Below are 23,274 nucleotides of genomic sequence, written 5' to 3' on the forward strand. Positions count from 1 at the left end.
GGGATTCTCCGCCGCGGTGAGGGGCGCCGCATCAGGCGCGCGGGCCCTCGCGGCGCCGCTCGGGCGGGATCTCGATGCGCGGCGGTGCGGCGGGCACTGCGCTGCCCGCATCCGACTCGTCCGCGGCACGTCCCGCGGCGGCCCGCGCCTCGCGGGCCGCATCGTCCGGGGCGAGGCCCATGATCTCGAGCGCGCCCTCGACGAGCATCGCCGTGAATCCCCAGACGAAGCGGTCCTGGCTGAGCGAGAACATGGGCCCGACGGCCCGCCCGTCGAAGCTGCCCATGAAGCGGCAGGACGGGTCGGTGAGCGAGTCGGGGCCGATGAGCGGGAGGCGGACCACGCGCTCCACCTCCACGGGGTCGCCGACGGCGAGGTCGGGACGGCGGGGCGCCCAGGCGGCGACGGGGTGGACGACCTGTCCGCGCCAGGGCATGGGGATGGGCGCGAACTCCCCGAGCACACGCACCTGCCCGGCGTCCAGGCCGATCTCCTCGCGCGCCTCGCGCAGGGCGGTCGCGCGGACGTCGGCGTCCTCCGCCTCGACCCCGCCGCCGGGCAGGGCGAACTGGCCGGGCTGGGAGCGCATGCGGTGTCCGCGCTCCTCGACGACGAGCTCCGCCTCCTCCAGAGCGGTGCCGCTGAGCAGGAGGAGGACCGCGCTGCGCCGGGTGATCTCGCGCGCGGGGCCGGGGCTGCGGGGCAGGGCGAGAGTGCGGTCCCCCGCGCGGGCGCTCTCGGCGAGCGGGCGCAGGAAGCCCGGCAGCTCGGGCCGGTCCGGGGTTCCCGTCCCCGTCGCCCCTTCGCCGTCGGCGCCGCTCATGCGGCCACGCCGATCCGCGGGCAGAGGTCCGCGAGCGTGCACTCCGTGCAGTGCGGTGACCGGGCGGTGCACACGCGCCGGCCGTGCAGGATCAGCCGCAGGGACAGGGCGGTGAGATCAGTCGACTCCGCCGCCGCGTCGCTCTCCCCCGCGTCATCCTCCTCCGCACCGCTCTCCCCCGCAGCGCGGTCTGCGCCGTGCACGAGGGCGACGACATCGCGCTCGACGGCTCGGGCCTGCCGGGAGCGGGTCCAGCCCAGGCGGCCGGCCACCCTGGTCACGTGCGTGTCGACGGCGAGCAGCGAGCGCCCGAAGTGCACGCCGCGCACTACGAACGCCGTCTTGCGGCCGACGCCCGGCAGCGACTCGAGGGCCTCCTGGTCGTCGGGCACCTCGCCCCCGTGGTCGGCGAGGAGCGCGCGCGCCAGGGCGATCGTGCGTGCGGCGCGGGTGGGCCCCATGCCCAGGGGCTTCAGCACCTGCTCGAGCTCGGCGGGATCGGCCCCTGCGAGTCCCTCCGGTCCCGGCCAGCGCTCGAACAGCTCCGGGGTCACGGAGTTCACGCGCGCGTCGGTGGTCTGGGCGCTGAGGACCGTGGCGACGAGCAGCTCGAAGGCGTCGCGGAAGTCCAGCTCGGTGCGTGCCCGGGGGTGCTCCGCGCGCAGCCGGGAGACGACCTCGCGGACGTCGGCCGGTCCGTCGGCCGATGAGACTCCCGACACTCGCTGCTCCTTCGTGGGCCCTCCGCGGCCCCTGCTCCCGGCGCCCCAGGGGCCTCCGCGGGGCGGGCCGGATGCGCCGTGCGACGCACGGATCGGGTGAGCAAGCACGCATATCCGCGCCACATCGGTCACAATGGTTCCCATGACGACGGTCCCGGACCCGACGGGATCACCTAGATCAGGAGGTTCCGTGGACGAGAACATCGTACGTTCATCCCCGCTCTTCGCGGCGCTCGACGACGACGGCAAGCAGGCCGTGCTGGCCTCGATGTCGCAGGAGGACTACCACCGCGGCGCGGTGATCTTCCGCGAGGGCGACCAGGGCGACCGCCTGTTCATCATCGGCGCGGGCAAGGTCAAGGTCGGCCACGCCTCGGGCGACGGCCGCGAGAACCTCCTCGCGGTGCTCGGCCCGGGCGAGACCCTGGGCGAGCTCTCGCTGTTCGATCCCGCTCCCCGCAACGCGACCGCCACGGCGGTCGCCGAGTCCACGCTGTACTCCCTCACCCAGCAGGACCTGTACCGCGTGCTCTCGCAGCGTCCCGAGGTGGCCCGCCACCTGCTGGCCTCGCTCGCCCGTCGTCTGCGCAAGACCAACGAGTCGCTCGCCGATCTCGTCTTCGCGGACGTCCCCGGCCGCGTCGCCAAGAACCTGCTGGACCTCGCCCAACGCTTCGGCCGTCAGACGGACGACGGCGTCATGGTCTCCCACGGCCTCACCCAGGAGGAGCTCGCCCAGCTCGTCGGCGCCTCCCGCGAGACCGTCAACAAGGCCCTCGCCGACTTCGCCTCGCGCGGCTGGATCCGCCTCGAGGCCCGCGCCGTGCTGCTGATCGACGTGGAGCGCCTGCGCCGCCGCGCACGCTGATCCTGCGCCGACCGCTCGACGCCCGCACCGCGGGCGCCGACGGCGGAACGAGGAGCGGGGCGTGACGATGACACCGGTCATCGTCACGCCCCGCTCCTCGTGCACGCTGGGCACCGGCTGAGCGACCCGCGGAACGGGCCCGCCGGTCGCGCTCAGCGGGTGCGGGCGATGTGGTCGAGGACCGCGCGCAGCGAGTCCTCGGCGGCGCCGCGCAGGGCCGGGTCGAGGCCCTCGCCGTAGACCGCGCGCAGCAGCCGGTCCATGCTCAGGGCGCCCGCGGCGCGGGCCTCCTTCACCTGGGCGATGCGCTCCTCGCGGTGGGCGATCATCGCCTCGATCGCGTCGATCGCCTCGAGAGGGTCGGTCGCGGGCGAGCCGTGCCCGGGGTGCAGGGAGGAGATGCGTCCGTCGATCGCCAGGGCGCGCAGGATCGCGAGGGACTGCATGTGCTCGGTGAGGCTGCCGTCGGGCGGACTGATCACGGTCGAGGAGCCGTCGCCCAGCAGGGTGTCTCCGGTGAGCATGCGCCCGCCGTCGACCAGCAGGCCGAGGGAGTCGGCGGTGTGCCCGGGCAGGTGGATGACATGCCCGACGACGCCGGCCTCGCTGATCAGGGAGGCCGGGGGCTTGCGCGCTCCGGCGACGGCACGGGTGTCGGCGGCCCACAGCGCGACCTCGCAGCCCGTGCGGTTCTGCAGCTGGCGGCGCAGGGTTCCGGCGCCGTCGGTGTGGTCGGCGTGGCGATGGGTGACGAGCACGCCCGCGGGACGCGAGCCGCAGGCGCGGATGATCGCGGCCAGGTGCTGGGCGTCCAGCGGGCCCGGGTCCACAACCCAGGACTCCTCGCCGTCACGCAGCACATAGGTGTTGGTGCCCTGCAGCGTCATCGGCCCCGGGTTGTCGGCGCGGATGAGCTCGAGCGCGACGGGCGGGGCGTCGGGGTCCCTCTGGAAATCGTCCTGGCCGCCCGGGGGGACGTCGTCCTCCATCAGGCGTCCGCGAGGGGGCGCTTCATGTAGGCGACGAGCGACTCGGGGTTCGGGCCGGGGATCACCTGCACGAGCTCCCAGCCGTCGGAGCCGTAGTTGTCCAGGATCTGCTTGGTCGCGTGGATCAGCAGGGGCACGGTGATGTACTCGAAACGCGTCACGGAGGTCATGCCCCGACCCTACCGGCCCACCCTCGGGCCCTGTGCGGACGAGTCCTGTGCGGACGAGTCCTGTGCGGACGGGCCCTGTGCGGACGCTCGGCAGCCGCGCGAGGTCCGGGCCGAGGTCATCTCGCACGGCCGGCGGCCGGGCAGCGGGTCAGCGCCTCGGCGGCGAGATCGATTCACCCGCCCGCCGCGCGGCGTGCAGTGCGGCCCAGCACGTCGTACCAGTCCTCGACGTCGGGATGCTGGCGCAGCAGTCGGCGCCGCTCGCGCTCCGTCATCCCGCCCCAGACGCCGAACTCGATCCTGTTGTCGAGCGCGTCGGCCAGGCATTCCATGCGCACCGGGCACCCCTGGCACGCGATCTTGATCTTCTGCTGGTCGGCCCCCTGCACGAAGAAGCCGTCCGGATCCAGCTGTGTGCACGCCCCCCGGGCGGCCCAGCTGCGATCATCCGTGCCGCGGATCCTGCTGATCGTCACGAATGTCCCCTCTCGAATCCTCGTCGATCCGTTCTGGTGCGTCAGCGTATCGAGATCGGCACAGGGGCGCCAATCCCGCCCCCGGCCGGCCCCCGCAGATCCGGTATGGGCGACGGGCGATCGGACGTGGGCCCCGTGGGATCCGGGCCCATCCAGCGTCGAGGCAGCCGTGCACGGACCCCGTCGGACGCGCATCCGGCGCCGGGGCAGGATCCGTGCGCACGTGAGCACGGGTGAGATCCATGCACCCGCGAGCGCGGGTGATATGCACCGGCACGGCCGCGCCTCGTGGTCCGCGCCCGCCGTGGGCCGTACTGTGTTCCCATGGCTGACCGTGACTCCGCTCCGCTCGGGAACCTCAGCTCCGAGGCGACCTCCGCGCCGCCGACGGGCCCCGCCACCGTGCCCGGAGCCGCGCTGCGCGCGCTGATGCTGCTGCTGGGGATGCTCGCCGTCGCGGGCATCGCCGGCGTGCTCCTGGCCGCCTTCTTCCTGCCCGCGGTGTCGATGAGCTCGGCCGTCGCGGAGGACGGCGTGGACCTCTTCGACTCCCTCCCGGCGGAGCTCGAGACCCAGCCGCTGAACGAGGCCAGCAGGATCGAGGCGTCCGACGGGTCGCTCCTCGCGACGTTCTACAGCCAGAACCGCATCATGGTCCCGCTCGACGAGATCTCGCCGAATGTCCAGCACGCCGTCGTCGACATCGAGGACCACCGCTTCTACGAGCACGGCGGCATGGACTTCACGGGCACGGTCCGCGCGCTCGCGAACAACGCCGCCTCGGGCGCCACCCAGGGCGGCTCCACGCTCACCCAGCAGTACGTGAAGAACGCGCTGCTCATGGACGCCGAGCAGCGCAACGACAAGGAGGCGCAGGCGGAGGCGACCGAGCAGAGCTACGGCCGCAAGCTGCGCGAGGCGAAGCTCGCGATATCCCTGGAGAAGCGCTGGAGCAAGGACGAGGTCCTCAACGCCTATCTCAACGTCGCCCAGTTCGGGCCCTCGCAGTACGGGGTGCAGACCGGCGCCCAGCACTACTTCTCGAAGGACGCCAAGGACCTGAACCCCGGTGAGGCGGCTCTGCTCGCGGGCATCACGAACTCGCCCAACGGCAACGACCCCGTCGCGAACCCGGAGGCCGCGAAGAAGCGGCGCAACGAGGTGCTCTCGGCGATGCTCCGCTACGACCACATCAGCCAGAAGGAGTACGACAAGTACTCCGAGCAGTCGATCGACGACATGCTGGAGGTCAAGAACGTGAAGGCGGGCTGCGGCGACGCCGGCACCAACGGCTTCTTCTGCGACTACGTGACCCGGTCCCTGCTGAACGATCCGACCTTCGCGGACACCTACGAGGAGCGCCAGAAGCTCCTGTACGGCGGCGGCCTCACCATCAAGACGACCCTGGACCCCGACCTCCAGAAGGACGCGCAGGACATCGTGGACCGCAAGGTCCCCCAGGACTCCGACAGCGGATTCGGCCACTCGATCGTCACCGTCGAGCCCGGCACGGGCGAGGTCCTGGTGATGGCCGAGAACCGCACCTTCGATCCCCACGCGGACGCCAGCGAGGGCGAGACCTCGCTGAACTACAACGTCCCGCAGGCGCTCGGCGGCTCGAGCGGCTTCCCCGTCGGCTCGACGTTCAAGCCCTACGTGCTCACCGACTGGCTCGAGCACGGCAAGTCGATCTACGACAAGGTCGGCACAGCCCGCCAGACCCTGAAGACCTTCCCCGCCCAGTGCCTGAACAGGGGCCGCTGGTACGAGACCCAGGGCTACAACCCGGACAACGCCGTGTCCGTGCCGCTGTCGGCCCAGGAGACGGTGCTGAACGCGACCAAGTTCTCCGTGAACACGGCCTACGCGAACATGGCCCGCCAGCTCGACCTGTGCGACATCGCCGAGCAGGCCCGGTCGCTGGGCGCGATCCCCGCCACCTACAACCCCTTCGACAAGTCCACCTGGGACATGTCGATCGAGGACATGTACGGCACCGAGCTCGCGCCCTCCGTGGTGGTCCTGGGCGAGCTGCGCATCTCGGCGCTCGACCAGGCCGCGGCCTACGCGACCTTCGCCGCCGAGGGCACCTACTGCAAGCCCACCGGCATCTCCGAGGTCATCGACCGCGACGGCAAGAAGATGAAGGACGTCGGCGCCGGGCAGTGCGAGCAGAAGATCGACAAGAAGACCGCCGACCAGGTCGCCTGGACCCTCGAGCAGGACCTCAAGGACCCGCGGGCGACGGGCAAGGGCAAGGTCATCCCCGGTCATGACGCCGGCGGGAAGACCGGCACCTCCGGTTCGCAGTTCCACACCTGGTACGTGGGCTTCACCCGCCAGATGTCGACCGCCGTCTGGTTCGGCAACCCCGCGCGCAACGTCCGCCCCGGAGGCTTCTCCGTGGACGGCGAGTACCTCGAGCGGGGCAAGGTCTGGGGGAACACCGTGTCCCTGCCCACCTGGCAGGAGTTCATGATCAAGGCCCACAAGGGACTGCCCGACGAGAAGTTCCCGAAGCAGCCCGCCGGCGCCCCGAAGGACACCGATCCCGGCAACGGCGGCGGCGGCAAGGTCGACACGGGCGGCGCGGCCTCCGGCACCAATGACACCGGCGGAGCCGCAGGCGGCGATGGTGGGGACGCAGGTGGGGACGGCGGAGACCAGGACTCCGGCGACCAGGACACCGGCGACTGAGCGGGCGAGCGAGCATGACCCGCACCCGTTCCCGCGGCGCGGGCGCCGGACGCGTCGCGCTGGCCCTCGCCGGGGCCGGCGCGATCGCCGCCGCGGCCGCCGACGTCTGGTCCCGCCACATCGAGATCCACCGCTTCACCGTGCGCGAGCACGAGCTGCGGATCCTGCCTCCCGGCACGCGCCCCGTGCGCATCCTGCACCTCAGCGACGCGCATCTGATGCCCGACCAGGCCCGCAAGATCGCCTTCCTGCGCCATCTCGAGACGCTCAAGCCGCACCTGGTGATCGACACCGGCGACAACATCGCCTCCGCGGCCTCCATCCCCGCGCTCGCCGACGCGATCGATCCCCTGCTGCGCCGTCCGGGCGCGTTCGCGATGGGGTCGAACGACATGTTCGCTCCTCACCGCAAGAACCCGTTGCGCTACTTCCTGCGCGACCCTCGGCCCGAGGGATTCACAAAGCGCCACCGCGAGCCGGACCTGCCCCTCGACTCCCTGCGCAGCGCGCTCACCTCCCACGGCTGGAAGGACCTCACCAACACCCGCGCGAGCCTCCGCCTCACGGGGCTGCAAGTGGACTTCGTGGGCGTGGACGATCCGCACCTGGAGCGCGATGTGTTCCCTGGGCGGGACGCCGCGCCGGATGCAGGGGCCGACGGGTCGGGGCGGACGCCCGCCGCTGACGCCGCTCCGGCCGCCGCCACCGGGGCCGACGAAGCCTCGGCGACCGACGTCCCGGACGTCCCGCACCTGCGGATCGGTGTCGCCCACGCGCCGTACCAGCGGGTACTCGACGCCTTCGTGGACGACGGAGCGCAGCTCATCTTCGCCGGCCACACCCATGGCGGCCAGCTGCGCGTGCCCGGGTTCGGCGCGCTGGTCACCAACTGCGACCTGCCGCGCGCCCAGGCTCGCGGCCTCTCCACGTGGCGCGGCGTGCCGCTCAACGTGAGCGGGGGGCTCGGCGCGAACCCCTACTCGAACTTCCGCTTCGCCAATCCGCCGGAGGCGACCTTGCTCACGTTGCGCCCTCAGCGGCGCTGAGAGGTCGCGACCACCGCGGGCGACTTGGTATCGTTGCTCGTCGGAGAGCGGCGCTCGCGTCTGCTCGCCGAACACGACCTCGGGGTGTGGCGCAGCTTGGTAGCGCGCCTCGTTCGGGACGAGGAGGTCGCAGGTTCAAATCCTGTCACCCCGACCAGATGTCGAAGGGCTCCGCTGCGGCGGGGCCCTTCGTCATATCCGGGCCCTTCGTCATATCTGGGCCCTTCGTCATGTCCGGGGGCGTTCGGCGGCTGACGCATCGGCAACGGTTTCGGCATCATCGGCTGCACCGGTAGCACCGGTAGCACCGGCATCACCGGCATCACCGGCATCACCCGAGGCGTCAGAGCCCCTCGAGCACTCCCGGGAAGCGCCGGTCGGGCGGCGAGCTGTCACGCGCCGGCGTATGGCGGACACCTCTGCCGTATATGGCAGAGATGTCCGCCATACGCCGTTCGCCGACACCAGTCCGACGCACTCCGAAAGGCTCTCTCACGCCCGCCGAACACCCTTGAATCACATCGGTGTGATTAACATATCGAATTCGGACATCGCCGGTACGACACGGCGAAAATCGTCGATTTAGTTAAAATCTTGGCAAAGGCCCTTGATAGCAGTCGCAAAGGCCCTGCGTGAAGGTCCTGGGTGGACCCATACAGTGACCACGGTGCCTCTCCCCAGGCGCCGGTCGAGAAGTCGCTCCCGCCACCGTTCTCGATCACTTCCTCACTTCCCTGGGTGGCGGGCGCAGCGAACCCCTCGGGTGTCGCCTCTCGGGTGTCGCTTCCCGCGGGCGGAACGCGAGCGGTGCCTGTGCGGCGACAGAGAAAGCGACCTCATCCGATGTTCCGCTCCAGCGCCCCGCGCACGCATCGCGCCGCGGGCCCTGCCGTGATCGACTACCGGGGCCTCACGGCCCCTGTCGGTCGCACCGTCGGCGGTCTCGCCGTCGTCGGTGCCGTGACGGCCACGGCCTCCATGCAGGCCATGGGTTCCGCCGACGCAGCAACCACCCCAGCCCCCACTCACCCGGCCACCACCGCGCCGACCTCGCCCCTCGCGGGCGCGGCCGCCGCGACGGCCGCGAAGTCCCTGGCACCCGCCGCCTACTCGAACGTGAAGCTGCGCTACGGCGCACGCGGATCGGCCGTCTCGGAGCTGCAGCGCAGCCTCCGGTCCCACGGTTCGGGCATCGCGGTCGACGGCGTCTTCGGTTCGAAGACCCTGAGCGCCGTGAAGTCGTTCCAGCGCAGCGCCGGCATCGGCGTCGACGGGGTCGTCGGCCCCAAGACCTGGAACGCCCTCGGGTCGTCCGCGTCCACGGGATCCTCGTCGAGCCACCCGAAGCTGCGCAGCGGCTCCCGCGGCTCGGCGGTCAGCACCCTGCAGAAGCAGCTGAACAAGCACGGTGCAGGCATCTCGGTCGACGGTGTCTTCGGGTCCAGGACCCTGAGCTCCGTGAAGGCCTTCCAGCGCGCGGCCGGCATCTCCGCCGACGGCGTGGTCGGACCCAACACCTGGTCGAAGCTGTCCTCGAGCAGCGTGTCCATCGGCGGGTCCGGCGGATCCTCGAGCGGTTCCTTCAACGGGCAGGGCATCATCGCCAAGGCCCGCAGCGTGAAGGGCACCAAGTACACGTGGGGCGGCTCGAGCCCCTCCACCGGGTTCGACTGCTCGGGCCTGGTGAAGTACGCGTACAACGCGAACGGCATCACCGTGCCCCGCACGGCGAAGCAGCAGACGTTCGCAGGCCGGATCATCCCCCAGTCGCAGGCGAAGCCCGGCGATCTGGTGGCCTTCACCGGCAACGACTACGGGCACATCGGCATCTATGTGGGCAACAACCAGATCATCGATGCCTCGGGCTCGCAGCAGAGGGTCGTGGAGCGCACCATCTGGAGCGCCCCGCACGTCTTCGTGACCTACCGCTGATCAGCGCAGGCCACCCGGACCACGTCATGCCTGCTCGGTGCTGAGCGCACCAACGGGAAGGAGCAGGACGGCGTGTGAGGAGCCCGGTCGGGGAACCGACCGGGCTCCTCTGCGTCCGGGGGCCGAGAGGGAGACGGCCGCAGCCCCGTGGCCCCGTTCGACAGGCCCGGCGCGTCGGCCCGACCCGGCCGATCGGCGGCGGAGTCTGTGACAGACTTGACCTGCACCACATCCCGGTCAAGGAGGATCCCTCGCATGTCCGACCCGATCAGCCTGGTCCCGCTCCCCCGCTCCGTCATCTGGTCCTCGGGGACATGGGAGACGACCGACCCGTGGGCCGGCCTGTCGGTCGGCATCTCGGAGGACCTCCCGCGCGCGGAGTACACCCTGTCGATCACGCCGTCGGGCGCGAACCTCACCGCCGGCAGCGAGGCGGCCCTCGCCGACGGCCGCAACACCTTCAACCAGATCGTGCTCACCGGCGAGACCTCGATCCCGTGCGTGACGATCAGCGACAGCCCGAAGCACGCCTGGCGCGGCCTGCACCTGGACGTCTCGCGCCACTTCTTCGACATCGACACCCTGCACCTGTTCATCGACGCGATGGCGCTGCACCGCCTGAACGTGCTGCACCTCCACCTCACGGACGACCAGGGCTGGCGCGTGGAGATCAAGGGCTACCCGCGGCTCACGGAGGTCGGCTCGAAGCGTCCGCGCTCCCTCGAGGGCCACATGAGCGGCGACCCCGAATCCTGGACCTTCGACGACACCCCCGTCGAGGGGTTCTACACGCAGGACGAGCTGCGCGAGCTCGTGGGCTACGCGCAGAACCGCGGCGTGATGATCGTGCCGGAGATCGACCTGCCCGGCCACATGCAGGCCGCGATCGCGGCCTACCCCGAGCTCGGCAACTTCCCCGCCAGCCCCGTGCAGGTGCGTGAGGTCTGGGGGATCTCCGACCATGTGCTCGGCGTCTCCGACGAGGTGTTCGACTTCGTGCGCGATGTGCTCGAGCAGGTCGCGGACATCTTCCCGGCCCCCTTCTTCCACATCGGCGGCGACGAGTGCCCGCGCGTCGAGTGGGAGCAGTCGGCCGATGCCCGCACGCGCATGAACGAATGGGGCCTCACCCGCGTCTCCGAGATCCAGGGCCGCTTCACCGACTTCGCCGCCCAGGTGCTCGCCGACAAGGGCAAGACGGTCGTCGCCTGGGACGAGGTCCTCGAGTCCCATGTGCCCGACGACGTGGTGGTCATGAACTGGCGCACGGAGGACGGTCTCGAGGAGTCCCTCGAGCGCGGCTTCCGCACCGTCGTCTCCACCTCGAAGGATCTCTACTTCGACTACTACCAGGCCTCCCCCAAGAAGGAGCCGCTCGCGATCGGCGGCGACCTCACGCTCAAGGACGTGTACACCGACCGCCTGCTGCCCAAGAAGCTCGACGACGACAAGGCCGCGCTCGTCCAGGGCATCCAGGGCCAGCTGTGGACCGAGTACATCGCCACCCCCGAGCACCTGGGCTACATGGCCTTCCCGCGCGTGTGCGCGCTGGCCGAGCGCGCCTGGGGCTCGCCCGAGCAGTCCTTCGGCGAGTTCGAGGAGCGGCTGCGCGGCCATCTCCCCCGTCTCGACGCGCTCGGCGTCTCCTACCGTCCTCTGGACTGACGAAGAGCGGATGGCACGGCCATGAGCTCCTCGCACCGCGACGCGCACCCCTACGGTCGCTCGAACGACGACGTGCGCCGGCGCGACCAGCGCCGGCGCCGTCAGCGCCGCGTCCGGATCACCCAGCTGGTGGTCTTCTCTCTCGCGATGATCGGCATGATCTGTGCGCTGACCTTCGCGTTCACCCAGCTCGCCGCCGACGACGACGTGGTGGCCGCCGGGCCCTCCGATGCCGGGGCCGACGTGGCCACGGGGAAGGACGGCGTGCACTGCCCGGACCCCGGTGCGAAGCCCGCGAAGCCGAAGAAGGTCGAGGTGAGTGTGCAGAACGGGACCTCCCGCAGGGGCCTCGCGGCATCGGTCACCGAGTCCCTCGCCGATCGCGGCTTCTCCACGGGGAAGGCCGGCAACACGAAGGCCGCCTCGGGCGCCGTGACGATCGTCTACGGGCCCGCGGGGTATCTCGAGGCCACCGCCGTGGCCGCGGAGTTCTCCAAGCCGTCCCTGAAGCTCGATGACCGCGAGGACTCGACCGTCGACGTGCTCGTGGGCGGCGGCTTCAAGGACCTCGTCGACGAGGACGACGCCGCCGAGGCCCTCACGAAGGCCGTGAAGATGCCCCAGGGGTGCTCCGGGGACGCGAAGGACTCGTCGACCGAGGGCGCGGAGGGCTGACCGTCCGAGCGGACTGTGGGCCGAGCGGTCGGCGGGCCGACGGCCCGAGCGAGCAGGGCCGGGGCCGGCTCAGTCCTTCCAGGTGCGGCGGTCGGACTCCATGCGGGCGCCGATGAACAGCGAGATCACGCCGGCGAAGCCCATCAGGACGACGATCGTGAGGAACACGGCCGAGGTCGAGGTCGCGCTGGGCATGAGGCCCGAGAGCATCGTGTTGATCCCGGCGCTGGAATCGCCGCGCGGATCCGAGGCGCTCGCGAGCTGCGGGTCCACCTGCACCGAGACGTTCGCGCGGTACTGGACGCCCTCGCCGTCCTGCACGGTGTAGTTGATCGACGTGGTGCGCCCGCGGAAGCCGCGAGCGGGCGTGAACCGCAGCACGCCGTCGCTTCCCACCTGGTACTCCCCCTCTCCGGGGACAACCAGGTGCGTGCCCGAATAGCGCTCGAGGTCGTCGAGGTTGGAGGCCTCCAGGGAGCTGATCCGCACGGTGGCGGGCGACAGCGGGTCGGAGGGGGCGCCGGCGGTGTCGTTCGCGAGCAGGTCCACCTGCACGGACTTCCCGGGCGCCGTGCGCAGCTCGTCGTCGCGCAGCACCGCTCCACTGTCGGTGACCAGCGCCGTGAGCGTCGCGCTCGAGCTGGTGGAGTCGGCGTACGAGCCGCTGCCGACGAGCTGCACCGTGCTGCGCAGTCCGTTCTCGGCGCCCGCTGCCGGTTCGAAGGTGACCGCACGCGCGTCGAGATCGATCTTCCAGCTGCCCTGCCCGGGGATCGTGAGCTCGCGGCCGTTGGAGGACACCTTCGCCGCGCTGGGCAGGTCGTCGTGCGCGAAGCGAAGGGAGTCGGCGCGCACGAAGCGGGCGTCGTCCATGGGTGCGAAGGTGATGGAGGAGCCAGCCGTGCCCACCTGCGTCTGGTCGAGCATCGCCGGGTAGCCGGGGGCGAGGGTCGCGACGCCCGCCTTGTTGCCCTCGGAGTCCTCACCGGTCAGCCCGATCGGGTCGGCCGCCTTCACCGAGTCGTCCGCGGGGTCGAAGCGGACCGTCTGCGTCGTACGGTCCAGCGTCCAGGTGCCCTGACCGGCCACGACGGCGCGCGTGCCCTTGCTGTTGACCTCCACGCCGTCGTCGGCCGAGTCGTCGGTCGTCGGGCTCCCGTCGGCCCCCGTCGTGGACTTCCCGTCGGCCCCGGCGGTGGAGTCCCCGTCGGTCCCGTCCCCGGCTCCGGCCGATCCGCTGCCGTCCGAGCCGCCGTCGCTCGCGGCCGTCGAACCGGCGTCCGCGCGGGTGAGCGGGACCAGGCGCAGCGTCGAGGTCTTCACGTCCTCCTGGCCGTCCGCGACGTCGAACTCGATGGGGTCGCCGAAGGGCGCGGCACGCACGAGGTCGGGCAGCACGGGCGTGGTGAGGCTGACGATCCCGGTGGTCAGCACGGTGCCGTCGGCTGATTCGGCGACATAGCGCATGGGCTCGGGCGAACGGCCCAGGTGGCTCGAGGACGGCGTGAACGTGAGCTCGGTGGCGTCCTCGGAGACCTGCCATTCGCCCTCACCGACGGCGATCAGACGGCGGCTGTCGCCCGAGAGCGTGCTCCCGGCGGGCATCGTGTCCAGCAGCAGGCGCACGCGCTTGGTGCCCGACGGGCGCAGATCTCCCTTGAGGGACACGCGGATCTCCCCGCCGGCGGGCGCAGCGATGCCCGCGTCGGCGACGGGGCTCGGGTCGACGGGAAGATCGGAGGGCAGGGAGCGGATCCCGTTGGTCGCCTCGATGGTGATCGCGATCGGGGCCGGATCGCTCTCGGACTCGGACGCCGGCGTGAAGACGAGCTCCTCGCCCTGGATCGTCCAGGTCCCTTCCCCCTCGACGGCGAGCGAGGTGCCGTCGGAGGCGAGGGTCATCGCGGACAGCTGCGCGTCCGGGGCGTCCGACGGGACGGCGAGCCGCACCGTCTCCAGGTTCAGCTCCGACTCGGCGTCGTCGTCGAGGAGGCTGGTCAGGGGGATGCGGTTGACGACGCCCGGCGCGATGGTGATGGTGTCGCGCGAGAGCGGCAGGTCGAAGGGGCCCTTCTCGCCGAGCGCGAGCGCCGCGGACGCGGTGAGCGAGCTCAGCACGCCGAGGGCGAGGGTCAGCGCGAGGACGAGGAGGGATCGCCCGGGGACCGTGCGGGGCGTCCGGGGCCGCGAGGCCATCGAGCGGGAGACCGGCCGGCGCGCGAGTGACCGGCGCGCAGGCGCGGGTGTCGCGCGCGCGAGCGGAGTGGTCGCATCCCTGCCTGGCACCCGGTCACGGTATCAGCCGAGGATGCGCGGACCCGGGGCCGCGGGCCCGCGTGAACCGGTGGAGCGCGTCGGCCGGCGGCCCTCACGGAGCGGCGGAGGCGGAGCGAGCTCGAGTCCTACAGTGGGCCCATGGATGAGCCTCGCTCGACCGACCGTCCTCTGCCCGACGGCCCCACGCCCGGCGACGGGCTCGCACGGCTGCTCGACGGCGCGCTGCCCTCGCTCGCGCAGTGGATGGTGCGGCAGCGCTGGTACCCGGCCAAGGGCGCAGGTGCGCCACGGCTCACGGTGCGGGGCGCCGCGGTGATCGCATCGGCGGGAGCGGCCGACGGGGCAGAGTTCGAGGGTGCTCGGGCCGACGGGGCGGGCCCGGAGAATGCCCGGACCGGCCGGGCGCAGGTGCTCGACGTCGTGGTGCGGGCCGTGGCCGACGGGGCGGAGACGGACTACCAGGTGCCGCTCGTCATGCGGTCCGGGAACGATGCCGAGGACCCCGACGCACTGATCACCGTCCTCGACACCCGCGCGGACGGCGACCTCGCGTCGGGCCCGATCAGCGTTTCGCCCTCCGGTCCGGAGACGCGCTCCGGGAACCTGCGGATCGAGGACGCGTGCCGCACCGACCTCGGCAGGCGCGTCCTGATGGACGTGCTCACTACAGGTCGCCCGCTCGTCGGTCCCCGACCGCTCGTCGGCCCCGGACTCTCGCTGGACCCCGCACCGGTTGCCGGCCGCACCGGGGCCCGCATCGTCGCGACGCGTCTGCTCAGCGGCGAGCAGTCGAACTCCTCGATGATCTTCACCCTGGAGGACGCCGACCCCGTCATCCTCAAGCTCTTCCGGGTGCTCGCCGCGGGCGAGAACCCCGACGTGGTCCTGCAGGGCGCTCTCGACCGCGCCGGCTGCACGCGGATCGCCCCGATGATCGGATCCGTGCGGGTGCGGGTCGGGGCCGACGAGAACGCCGATGCCCTGCTCGCGCAGGGTTACCTCCCCGATGTCGAGGACGCCTGGCGGGTGGCGCTGCAGGAGGCCTCGGGCGGCATCGACTTCCGTGCGGGCGCCCGCGACCTCGGCGCCGCGGTCGCCGAGGTGCACCGTCTGCTCGCCTCCGAGCTGCCGAGCGCACCGGCGACCCCGGCGGACCGCGCGCGCGTGCTCGACCAGATGCGCGCCCGGCTCGACGAGGTCGCCTCCCAGGTCCCGGAGGTCCTCCCCCATCGCACCGCGCTGCGCGGGCTCATCGACGCCGCGGCCGGCGCCGCCTGGCCGCCCCTCCAGCGCATCCACGGCGACCTGCACCTGGGTCAGGTGCTCGCGGATCCCTCGCGAGGCTGGGTGTTGCTGGACTTCGAGGGCGAGCCGCTGCGCCCGCTCGCCGAGCGCACGCTCCCGGACTGTCCCGTGCGCGACGTGGCGGGCATGCTGCGCAGCCTCGACTACGCGGGCGGCGCCGTGCTGCACGAGAGCGGCGTGGACGCGTCGGCGTGGGTCGAGGAGTCCTCGCGTGCCTTCCTCGACGGCTACCTCGACGCCATGGCGATCGCGCACGAGGACGCGTCGTTCCTCGCGCTGCTGCGCGCCTTCGAGGCCGACAAGGCCGTCTACGAGGTGCTCTACGAGGCGCGGAACCGTCCGAGCTGGCTGCCGATACCCCTCGGTGCGCTGGCCCGTCTCAGTTCTCGGTGAGCACCGAGGACTCGGGCGTGGGCGCGCTGATCGGGATCCCGGCGGGCGCGACGGCAGGCATCGGCAGGGCGGCGGGCACGGCGTGCGGACTCGGGGCCGGGCGCAGCACGCGCCGCACGGCCGACGGCGTGGTCGACACGTCGCCCTGCTCGACGCCGGGCAGGAAGGGCGCGCTGATCACGCGCAGGAGCAGGCGCGCACCGATGACGACCTCCGCATGGTCCCCCTCAGGTCCCTCCCACACGCGGGTGCGCACGCCGCTGACCTCGCCGTCCTCGCTCATGGCGAGGCCGACGCCACGCAGCTCACGATCGGCGACGCGCAGCAGCGATGCGGGGCTGGGCGAGGACGGCGGTTCCGCGGTCGAGCCGATGAGGGCGCTCACGTGCTGGATCGTGCGCACGCCCAGGTAGCGGGTGCCGGAGGCCCGGTCGCGACGCGGCCGGTGCTCGATGAGCTCGAGGCACGGTGCGCCGGCGTGGGGTGCGGCGTCGTGCGTGCGCAGCGCGTCCACCAGGACGCTGAGGATCTCGTGCACGCGGCTGCGGGCCTCGGCGGGGCCGCTCGGGACGCGCTCAGTGGTGTGGGGCCCACCCGTCATCGCCTCACCTCCATGCTGCGTCCCGCCCTGATGCCCGGGTGTCCTGATGCCCTGCGGCTCGAGCCACCGTATCGGCGCGGCGCTCCTCCTCACGATGGGGAGAAGTCCCCATCGACAGGCCGGTGCGAAGCCATTCCGCCCGCGCATGCCGTGCCTGGGGCGACGGCCGAGGATCGTGCGGTCAGGGATCGTGCGGGACGCAGCCGGATCGGGCACCGAGTCTGGCCACGGCGGCCCGGCGAGCTGGCGTCAGGACCGGCCGGGAGTACGGGCACGCCGGCCCGCCACCCGATCGGCGGGTTCAGTCGACGGGGACGAACTCGATCGGGCTGACCTGGGAGTAGCGGTCCTCGCGGATCGCGACCACGCCCACGCCGCCGATGAACGGGGCGAGGGCCTGGGGGTTCTTGCCGGGGTTGGCGAGGATGACCTGGAAGCCGAAGTGGCGGAAGGACTCCATCGCCGCGGTGATGAACTTGCCGGCGCCCTTGGAGAAGGCCTCGTCGATGATGATCGGCGCGTAGCGCGGGACGTCGATGCCGGTGCCGGCCAGCTGGTAGCGCAGCGCGGCCGCGAGGCAGAAGGTGGTCAGACGCTCGTTCTGGCCGCCCGAGAGCGGGCCGCCGGACTCGTGGGCGTGCACGACCTTCCCCTCGGCGTCGACCTCCTCGGCGTGGAAGTGCACGTGGCGGCGCACGTCCAGGATCGCCCGGGAGACCTGGTCGTCCTTGGTGCGGGCGTTGGAGATGAGCTCCATGAGGTGGCGCAGGGAGACGAAGCGCTCCTCGGCCCGGTCGCGGTCGCGGGTGATGTCGTTCTCGATGGTGCCGGCGACGGCGTCCTCGAGGGCCTTCTTGAACTCGTCGAGGGCGGCGAGATGCACGGGCCGCATGGACAGCTGCAGGTAGCGCCCGGAGTGGAACTCCACCTGGGAGAGCAGGGCGTTGATGCGCTGGAGGCGCTTCTTGATCTCGGCGGGCTCCCGGGCGATCGCGGTGGCCAGGGCCTGGACGTCGCCGAGGGTGTTGCCGGTGAAGAACTCGAAGAAGCGGTCCTCGACCTCGGGGAGCTTCTCCTCCTCGATGCGCTGGAGGATCGCGAGGTGGTCCCCGGCGGCGTCCAGGGACACGTCGGTGTCGCCGGCCTCGGCGGGCCAGCGCCGGGAGAACTCGCGCATCGCGGTGCGCATGTCCTCCTCGGCGCGCGAGGTGCGCTTGGTGAGGTCCACGAGCTCTGCGTCCAGGGTCGCCGAGGCGTCCTTGGTGACCTGGTCGATCGTCGAGAGGACGATCGTGGGGGCGATCGCGTGGAAGCGCTCGGAGAGCTCCTCCTCGACCTCGGGGCTCAGGCTCCGCTCGCTCAGCCGCTCCTTCGCCTTCCCGAGGCGCTCGGCGGCGCGCTCGGCCTGCTCGCCCAGCTTGCCGGCGCCGCGGGCGACGTCCAGCAGCTCCTCGTCGGCGTCGGTGATGGACTGCTCGACGTCGTCGATCTGCCGGGCGAGGTCCGCGAGGGCCTCGGAGCCGGACTCGGCGGCGCGGACCATGTCCCGCAGGTTCGCGATGCGGCGGGCGACGGACGCGGCGTCGATGTCGTCCCACTCGACGGCGGTGAGCGCCTGCAGCGCGAACAGCCGCTCGCGTCGGCGCTCCGCTTCGGCCTCGACGTCCTTGCGTCGGGCCTGGGCCTCGAAGAGGGCCTGCTCGGCGCGGGTGCGCTCGTCCTCGAAGACCGCGCGCTTGCCGCGGTTGTCGAAGCCCAGCACCCACTGGGAGCGGTCGTTGATCGCGCGGTCGGTGTTCTTCTCGTGCCGGGACGCGGAGTGCTTGATCTGACCCGAGCGCAGCACGGCGCGGTTCAGCCGCGTGAACTCCTCGAGGTCCTCCGCGCACACGTAGTCCATGCGGGCGGCGATCTCCCCGGAGAGCCAGGTGTGGAACTCGCCGTCCTTGACGTCGAGCTTCGCGGCCAGCGTCGTCGGGTCGATGCGTCGCGAGGGCCGGGTGAGGTCCGTGTTCACGCGGTTGTAGGAGATGCGTCGGCGCAGACGGGTGCGGTCGATGACCCCGGCGACCTCGCGGTAGACGCGCTCGGGCACGAGGATCGAGCGGGCGAGGCCGCGCAGCGCCTGCTCGGCGGCGGCCGTCCACTCCTGCTCGCCGTCCTTGACCTGCAGGAGCTCGGCCGCGAAGGGCAGATCGGTGGGGGCGATGCCGACCTCGCGGGCGATCATGTCGCGCACGGCGATGTCCTCGGAGTGCAGGTTCGAGGCGCGGGAGGTCAGCGAGTTCAGCTCGGCGACGGTCTGCTGGAGCTCCTGCTGGAGCTCGCGGACCTTCGCCTCGGACTGCCAGCGGTTCTCGTCGGCGTTCTTCTCCTCGGTCTCGAGGGTCCGACGGAGATCGCCGACCTCGCGCTGGGTCGCCAGGAACAGGTCCTCGCTGACGGGGGTGCGCAGCTCGACGGTCGCGAGCTGCGCGGCGAACTCGGCGGCGCGCTCCTTGCGGCGCTCGCGCTCCACGTCCAGGCCCGCGATCTGCTGCTTCCAGTCGTCGATCTCGCCGCCGCCGGCGCGACGACGCTGCTCCTTGAGCTGCGCGAGGTCGGCGCGGGAGTCCGCGAGATCCTGGGTGAGGCGGCGCTGCTGCGCGCCGACGCGGTCGCGCTCGAGCTGCAGCCGCTCCTGCTCGTCCTGCAGGAGCCGCACCAGGTGCTGGGCGGCGTAGACGTCGATGTCGCTGCGGCGGTCCACGAGCTCCCCGCCGCGCTCGCGCATCTCCTTCCACGAGGTGTGCGCGTCGCGCAGGCCGCGCAGCAGATCGCGCTGCTCACGAGCGGTGACCAGGGCGTCGTAGACCTCGGAGAGGTTGTGGAAGTTCGTGAGCGCCTGATCCGCGAGCTCGAAGGTGCGAGGCTCGTCGAGCATGTAGTCGCGCAGCAGGGCATTGACGTCGCCCAGCTCCTTGGCGCTCTGGATCTTGTGGAGGAGACCCAGGGCCTTCTCGTCGGGGATGCCCAGCAGCTGGCAGAACTTCGCCCGGTACTCGCGGAACTGCCGGAACGTCTCGGTGCCGGGATGGGCCGCCTCGAGGGCGCGGCCCTCGATCTGGCTGGAGACGAACTGGCGCAGGTCCGTCGCGTCGAGCGCCTTCCGGGAGATGACGTACAGGCTCTTCACGTCGGAGTCCGAGGTGTGCCCGGCCTGCAGGAGCAGCAGGCGGGAGAGCTGCACGACGCCGCCCTGCCCGTCCGCGAAGCGCAGCGAGAGCACCGTGAGGGTGGTCTTCTCGCGCAGCACCTCCTGGTTGAACTCGCCGGTGGAGGCGTCGTAGTGCATCGCCCAGGCCCCGCGCACGTAGCTCGCGACGGTGCGGCGGTACTTCGAGCGCGCCGGGCCCGCGTCGGACGCGGCGGCGTTGAAGTGCAGGGTGCGCGGCGGGGTGAGCAGCGCGCTGATCGCGTCCAGCAGCGTCGACTTGCCGGTGCCCGGGCCGCCGGTCAGGAAATAGCCGCGCGGGGAGATCTCCAGGTCATGGGTGCCGTGGAAGGTCCCCCAGTTCGAGACCTGCACATGCACGAGGCGCCACTGCCCGGGATGCGGGTGCGCGGGGTCCGTCTGCGCGGCGTCGGCGCGGTCGCCGGTGTCCTCGCCGAGGCCGGGCAGGTCGAGGGTCGTTGCGTCGGATTCCACCCCAGAAGGGTACCGGGGCGGGCGGGGGTCGGGGGCGGGGGTGGAGAAGCGGGGAGGACGGGGCGGCGACGGGTCGCGAGACGTTCGGTCGTCGACGGCGGGCGACGAGCGCGACGGCGGGTGCCCGTGTCAGCGCGTCCAGCCATGGCGGCGCAGCGCGTCGTCCACCCTGACCACCGCGCGCGAGCATCCCTCGTGCAGATCCGTCGCGACGGTGCGCACCTCGATCCAGCCTGCGCTCACGCGGCGCTCCGTGCGCTCGATGTCCCGCTCCTGCTGAGCACGCGTGAGGTGGCGCGGCCCTTCGTGCTCGAGGCACACCCGGTAGCGCGGCCAGGACAGATCCGGCTCGCCGAGGTCCGCTCCCCCGTCGTGCGTGCGCGCGTTGAGCCGGGGCTCGGGCAGGCCGGCGTCCTCGAGAGCCAGACGGAGCCTCGTCTCCGCCGGGGAGTCGCTGCCCACACGGGCTCGGTCGATTGCGGCGCGCAGCGCCCGGGCGCCCCGTCGCCCTCGGCGTGCCTCGACCGCTGCGGCGAGATCATCAAGGGACGCGTACGGCTCGGTGCGTCCCTCGAGACGGGGTCGGGGCCGACGCACGAGGTGATCGGCGATCGACACGAGATCGCCGGACCTCAGCAGCAGGGCGAGATCACACCACGTGCTGATCCTCGTCGTGGCCCGAACCCCTCCGACGAGGATCGCGTCCTTCGCCTCCGCGTCCGAGCTCATATGCCACCGGATCAGGGCCGAGTCCTCGTGCTTGCGGGGGCTGGCCACGTGGACGGTCCGGCTGCGCACGGCCGTGAGCCCGCGCGGGATCGGCATCTCGAGCAGCTCCGCGGCGGTCTGTCCGCAGGCGAAGGCCGACGAGTCGTCGAAGCACAGGGCGCGCACGATCTGCGCGGCGCTCGCCCCGGTCCCCGCTCTCGCGTAGAGCCCCCGCGCAAGGGTTCGGAAGTCCGAGCAGCGCAGACGGGCGGCACCGACTCCGGCGGCCCTCGCCTCTCGGGCGGTGAACACCGGCGGCAGATGCGCAGGCAGCGGCGCACGCGGCTTCGACATGGGCACCAGCGTCCCCGACTCGCACCCGGACGTCGGGAATCATCCACAATGCCCAGCTCACAGGACGCATCCCGGCCGACCGGACGGCCTGCGCAGCGCCCGGTCGACGCGGGCACGACGACACCGTCGCGCGACGGCGAAAAGTGGTCCCTGCGACGGCGAAAGGTGAGTTGTCGTCGTCATCGCCCGGTGAGAGGTGAGTTGTTGTCGTCAAACGGGCCTTTTGACGACAACAACTCACCTCTCGGTGAGCGGAGGTGTCGAGGGGTGGAACCGCGTGGAGGCTCAGGGCGGGCTGATCGGCGGCCTGGCCTGCGACCAACTGGGTCCGGGCGTGCCGGTCCCCGGGCAGGCCGGCCCCCGTCCGCGCAGGTCATCCTGCCGAGTCGTTGTACTGGTCGAGGGCGGACTGCAGGCCCTTGACGGCCTTGGTCAGCCCCTCCTTCGGGTCGTCGCCCTGGAGGATGCCTTCCCAGGCCTCCTCCACGGCCTTGCGGGCCTGGGGCATGATGCCCGCGGTGCCGCCCTGGGTGGGGGTGCTGAGCTCGGTCTCGTCGAGCTGCTGGATGGCGACGTCGAACTGCGGGAAGTCCTTGCGCCACTTCGTGTCCTCGGGCTCGTCGAGCGCCTTCTTCGAGACGGGGAAGTAGCCGGTGCCCGTGTGCCAGGTGGCCTGGTTCGCGGGCTCGTTGCAGAACTGCACGAACTTCCAGGCGGCCTCCTTCTCCGCATCGGAGTGCTTCTCCCCCACCACGTAGAGCGAGGCACCGCCGATGACCGGGCCGTACTCGCTCTTCTCGATGCGCGGGTAGAAGCCGACGCCCAGCTCGAAGTCCTGCTCGTCGGCCGCTTCCTTCATGCCTCCCAGCGCGCCGGTCGATTCGAGGGTGATGCCGATCGTGCCGGACTTGAAGGCGTCCTGCGCATCGGCCGGGGCGCGCCCCGTGTTGCCGGCGATGCCGTCGTCGACGAGCTTCTTCCACCAGGTGAGGAACTGGACGGCGGCGTCGTTGTCGAAGGCGAAGGCGCTCGCGCGCTCCTTGCCGCGGCCGTTGTCGGGCGTGCAGTAGAGCTCTCCGGCCGTCGCGATGATCTGCTCGACGAACCAGCCGTAGATCGCGCCGTTGAAGCCGAACTCCGCGGGTCCGTCGTTCTTCTTCGACAGAGCCTTCGCGGCCTCGGCGACCTCGTCGAGGGTCTCGGGCGCCTTCTCGGGGTCGAGTCCCGCCTTCTCGAAGAGCTTCTTGTTGTAGTACAGGACGGGCATCGAGGTGTTGAACGGCATCGACCAGAGCTTGTCGGCGACCGTGTAGTACCCGGCGATGTTGGGCTGGATGTCGGAGACGTCGTAGGAGTCGCGGTCGATGAACGACTGCATGGGCACCACGGTCCCCGAGTCGATCATGAACTGCAGGCCCAGGTCGTAGATCTGCACGAGCGCGGGTGTGCTGCCGGACTGCACGGCGGCCTTGTACTTGGTGATGCCGTCGTCGTACTCGCCCTGGTAGACGGGCTTGATCGTGATCTTGCCGGAGTTCTTCTCGTTGAACGCCTTGACGAGCTTCTCGAGGGTGTCGCCGTTGGTGCCGTCCATGGAGTGCCAGAAGGCGACGGTGGTCTCGCCATCGGCCTTGTCCAGGGCGCCGGAGTCCGGGGCCTTCGCCTCGGAGCCTCCTCCGCCTCCCGAGCAGCCGGCGACCAGCGGCGCCGTCACCGCCATCCCCGCCATCGAAGCCATGACCGTGCGCCGTCGGATCATCGTCGGGCCGCCTTTCGTTTCCGTGAGGTGCGGGATCGGTTCTGTGTGGGTGCGGGAGGCTCGAGGGAGCGCGTGCGGGTGCAGGAGTGTTTGCGGGTGCCGGGCTGTGAGCGGGTGCGGGGATGT

The 23,274-nt window shown here is 71.6% G+C and carries 17 protein-coding genes and 1 tRNA gene; 8 read left to right on the forward strand and 10 right to left on the reverse strand.

The window, feature by feature from the left end; translation table 11 throughout:
* Positions 1–31: 31 nt before the first annotated feature.
* Complete coding sequence (locus FHG10_RS05270) at positions 32–823, reverse strand: NUDIX hydrolase (protein ID WP_152352268.1); 792 nt, start codon at positions 821–823, stop codon at positions 32–34.
* Entirely contained in the window at positions 820–1,545 is a 726-nt protein-coding gene (locus tag FHG10_RS05275; RefSeq protein WP_227488050.1) for an endonuclease III domain-containing protein, read from the reverse strand. Before FHG10_RS05275 ends, FHG10_RS05270 begins: the two co-directional genes overlap by 4 nt.
* 190 nt (positions 1,546–1,735) lie before the next feature.
* On the opposite strand from FHG10_RS05275, the gene FHG10_RS05280 reads away from it, so the two are divergent.
* The gene (locus FHG10_RS05280; protein ID WP_152352270.1) at positions 1,736–2,413 is read left to right on the forward strand and encodes a Crp/Fnr family transcriptional regulator; all 678 of its coding nucleotides are present in this window, start codon (positions 1,736–1,738) and stop codon (positions 2,411–2,413) included.
* A 152-nt stretch (positions 2,414–2,565) separates the two neighbouring features.
* Here FHG10_RS05280 and FHG10_RS05285 read toward each other — a convergent pair whose 3' ends face one another.
* The 3 genes from FHG10_RS05285 to FHG10_RS18200 all read right to left on the reverse strand — a co-directional run bounded on the left by FHG10_RS05285 (position 2,566) and on the right by FHG10_RS18200 (position 4,048).
* Entirely contained in the window at positions 2,566–3,402 is an 837-nt protein-coding gene (locus FHG10_RS05285; protein WP_152352271.1) for an MBL fold metallo-hydrolase, read from the reverse strand.
* Positions 3,402–3,572 carry a DUF4177 domain-containing protein gene (locus FHG10_RS05290; RefSeq protein ID WP_152352272.1) on the reverse strand — a complete coding sequence of 57 codons (171 nt, stop codon included), beginning with the start codon at positions 3,570–3,572 and terminating at the stop codon, positions 3,402–3,404. Before FHG10_RS05290 ends, FHG10_RS05285 begins: the two co-directional genes overlap by 1 nt.
* Before the next feature lie 173 nt (positions 3,573–3,745).
* Entirely contained in the window at positions 3,746–4,048 is a 303-nt protein-coding gene (locus FHG10_RS18200) for a WhiB family transcriptional regulator (RefSeq protein WP_283257913.1), read from the reverse strand.
* Positions 4,049–4,372: 324 nt separating this feature from the next.
* Here FHG10_RS18200 and FHG10_RS05300 point away from each other — a divergent pair, with 324 nt between their 5' ends.
* The 6 genes from FHG10_RS05300 to FHG10_RS05325 all read left to right on the forward strand — a co-directional run bounded on the left by FHG10_RS05300 (position 4,373) and on the right by FHG10_RS05325 (position 12,063).
* A complete protein-coding gene (locus FHG10_RS05300) occupies positions 4,373–6,745 on the forward strand; it encodes a transglycosylase domain-containing protein (protein WP_152352273.1) in 2,373 nt (790 codons plus the stop codon).
* A gap of 14 nt (positions 6,746–6,759) precedes the next feature.
* The gene (locus FHG10_RS05305) at positions 6,760–7,791 is read left to right on the forward strand and encodes a metallophosphoesterase (RefSeq protein WP_193636201.1); all 1,032 of its coding nucleotides are present in this window, start codon (positions 6,760–6,762) and stop codon (positions 7,789–7,791) included.
* 80 nt (positions 7,792–7,871) lie between these two features.
* A tRNA-Pro gene (locus FHG10_RS05310) sits at positions 7,872–7,948 on the forward strand.
* A gap of 686 nt (positions 7,949–8,634) precedes the next feature.
* Positions 8,635–9,723 carry a C40 family peptidase gene (locus tag FHG10_RS05315; RefSeq protein ID WP_152352274.1) on the forward strand — a complete coding sequence of 363 codons (1,089 nt, stop codon included), beginning with the start codon at positions 8,635–8,637 and terminating at the stop codon, positions 9,721–9,723.
* A 255-nt stretch (positions 9,724–9,978) separates the two neighbouring features.
* Positions 9,979–11,388 carry a beta-N-acetylhexosaminidase gene (locus tag FHG10_RS05320; protein ID WP_152352275.1) on the forward strand — a complete coding sequence of 470 codons (1,410 nt, stop codon included), beginning with the start codon at positions 9,979–9,981 and terminating at the stop codon, positions 11,386–11,388.
* Positions 11,389–11,409: 21 nt separating this feature from the next.
* Positions 11,410–12,063, forward strand: a complete 654-nt coding sequence (locus FHG10_RS05325) for a LytR C-terminal domain-containing protein (RefSeq protein WP_152352276.1) — start codon at positions 11,410–11,412, stop codon at positions 12,061–12,063.
* Between the two features lie 69 nt (positions 12,064–12,132).
* Here FHG10_RS05325 and FHG10_RS05330 read toward each other — a convergent pair whose 3' ends face one another.
* Entirely contained in the window at positions 12,133–14,349 is a 2,217-nt protein-coding gene (locus FHG10_RS05330) for an Ig-like domain-containing protein (protein ID WP_152352277.1), read from the reverse strand.
* Between the two features lie 129 nt (positions 14,350–14,478).
* On the opposite strand from FHG10_RS05330, the gene FHG10_RS05335 reads away from it, so the two are divergent.
* Complete coding sequence (locus FHG10_RS05335; protein WP_152352278.1) at positions 14,479–16,038, forward strand: phosphotransferase; 1,560 nt, start codon at positions 14,479–14,481, stop codon at positions 16,036–16,038.
* On the opposite strand, the gene FHG10_RS05340 is transcribed toward FHG10_RS05335, so the two are convergent.
* From FHG10_RS05340 to FHG10_RS05355, 4 genes are all read right to left on the reverse strand, one after another.
* The gene (locus tag FHG10_RS05340; protein WP_152352279.1) at positions 16,025–16,639 is read right to left on the reverse strand and encodes a hypothetical protein; all 615 of its coding nucleotides are present in this window, start codon (positions 16,637–16,639) and stop codon (positions 16,025–16,027) included. The genes FHG10_RS05335 and FHG10_RS05340 overlap by 14 nt on opposite strands.
* A gap of 301 nt (positions 16,640–16,940) precedes the next feature.
* Positions 16,941–20,327: an ATP-binding protein gene (locus tag FHG10_RS05345; RefSeq protein ID WP_152352280.1), complete on the reverse strand. Its 3,387-nt coding sequence runs from the start codon at positions 20,325–20,327 to the stop codon at positions 16,941–16,943.
* A gap of 129 nt (positions 20,328–20,456) precedes the next feature.
* Positions 20,457–21,389: a hypothetical protein gene (locus FHG10_RS05350; protein ID WP_152352281.1), complete on the reverse strand. Its 933-nt coding sequence runs from the start codon at positions 21,387–21,389 to the stop codon at positions 20,457–20,459.
* Positions 21,390–21,762: 373 nt separating this feature from the next.
* Positions 21,763–23,148: an ABC transporter substrate-binding protein gene (locus FHG10_RS05355; RefSeq protein ID WP_227488051.1), complete on the reverse strand. Its 1,386-nt coding sequence runs from the start codon at positions 23,146–23,148 to the stop codon at positions 21,763–21,765.
* Positions 23,149–23,274 lie beyond the last annotated feature (126 nt).

Source organism: Brachybacterium subflavum, assembly GCF_009299795.1.
GTDB lineage: Bacteria > Actinomycetota > Actinomycetes > Actinomycetales > Dermabacteraceae > Brachybacterium > Brachybacterium subflavum.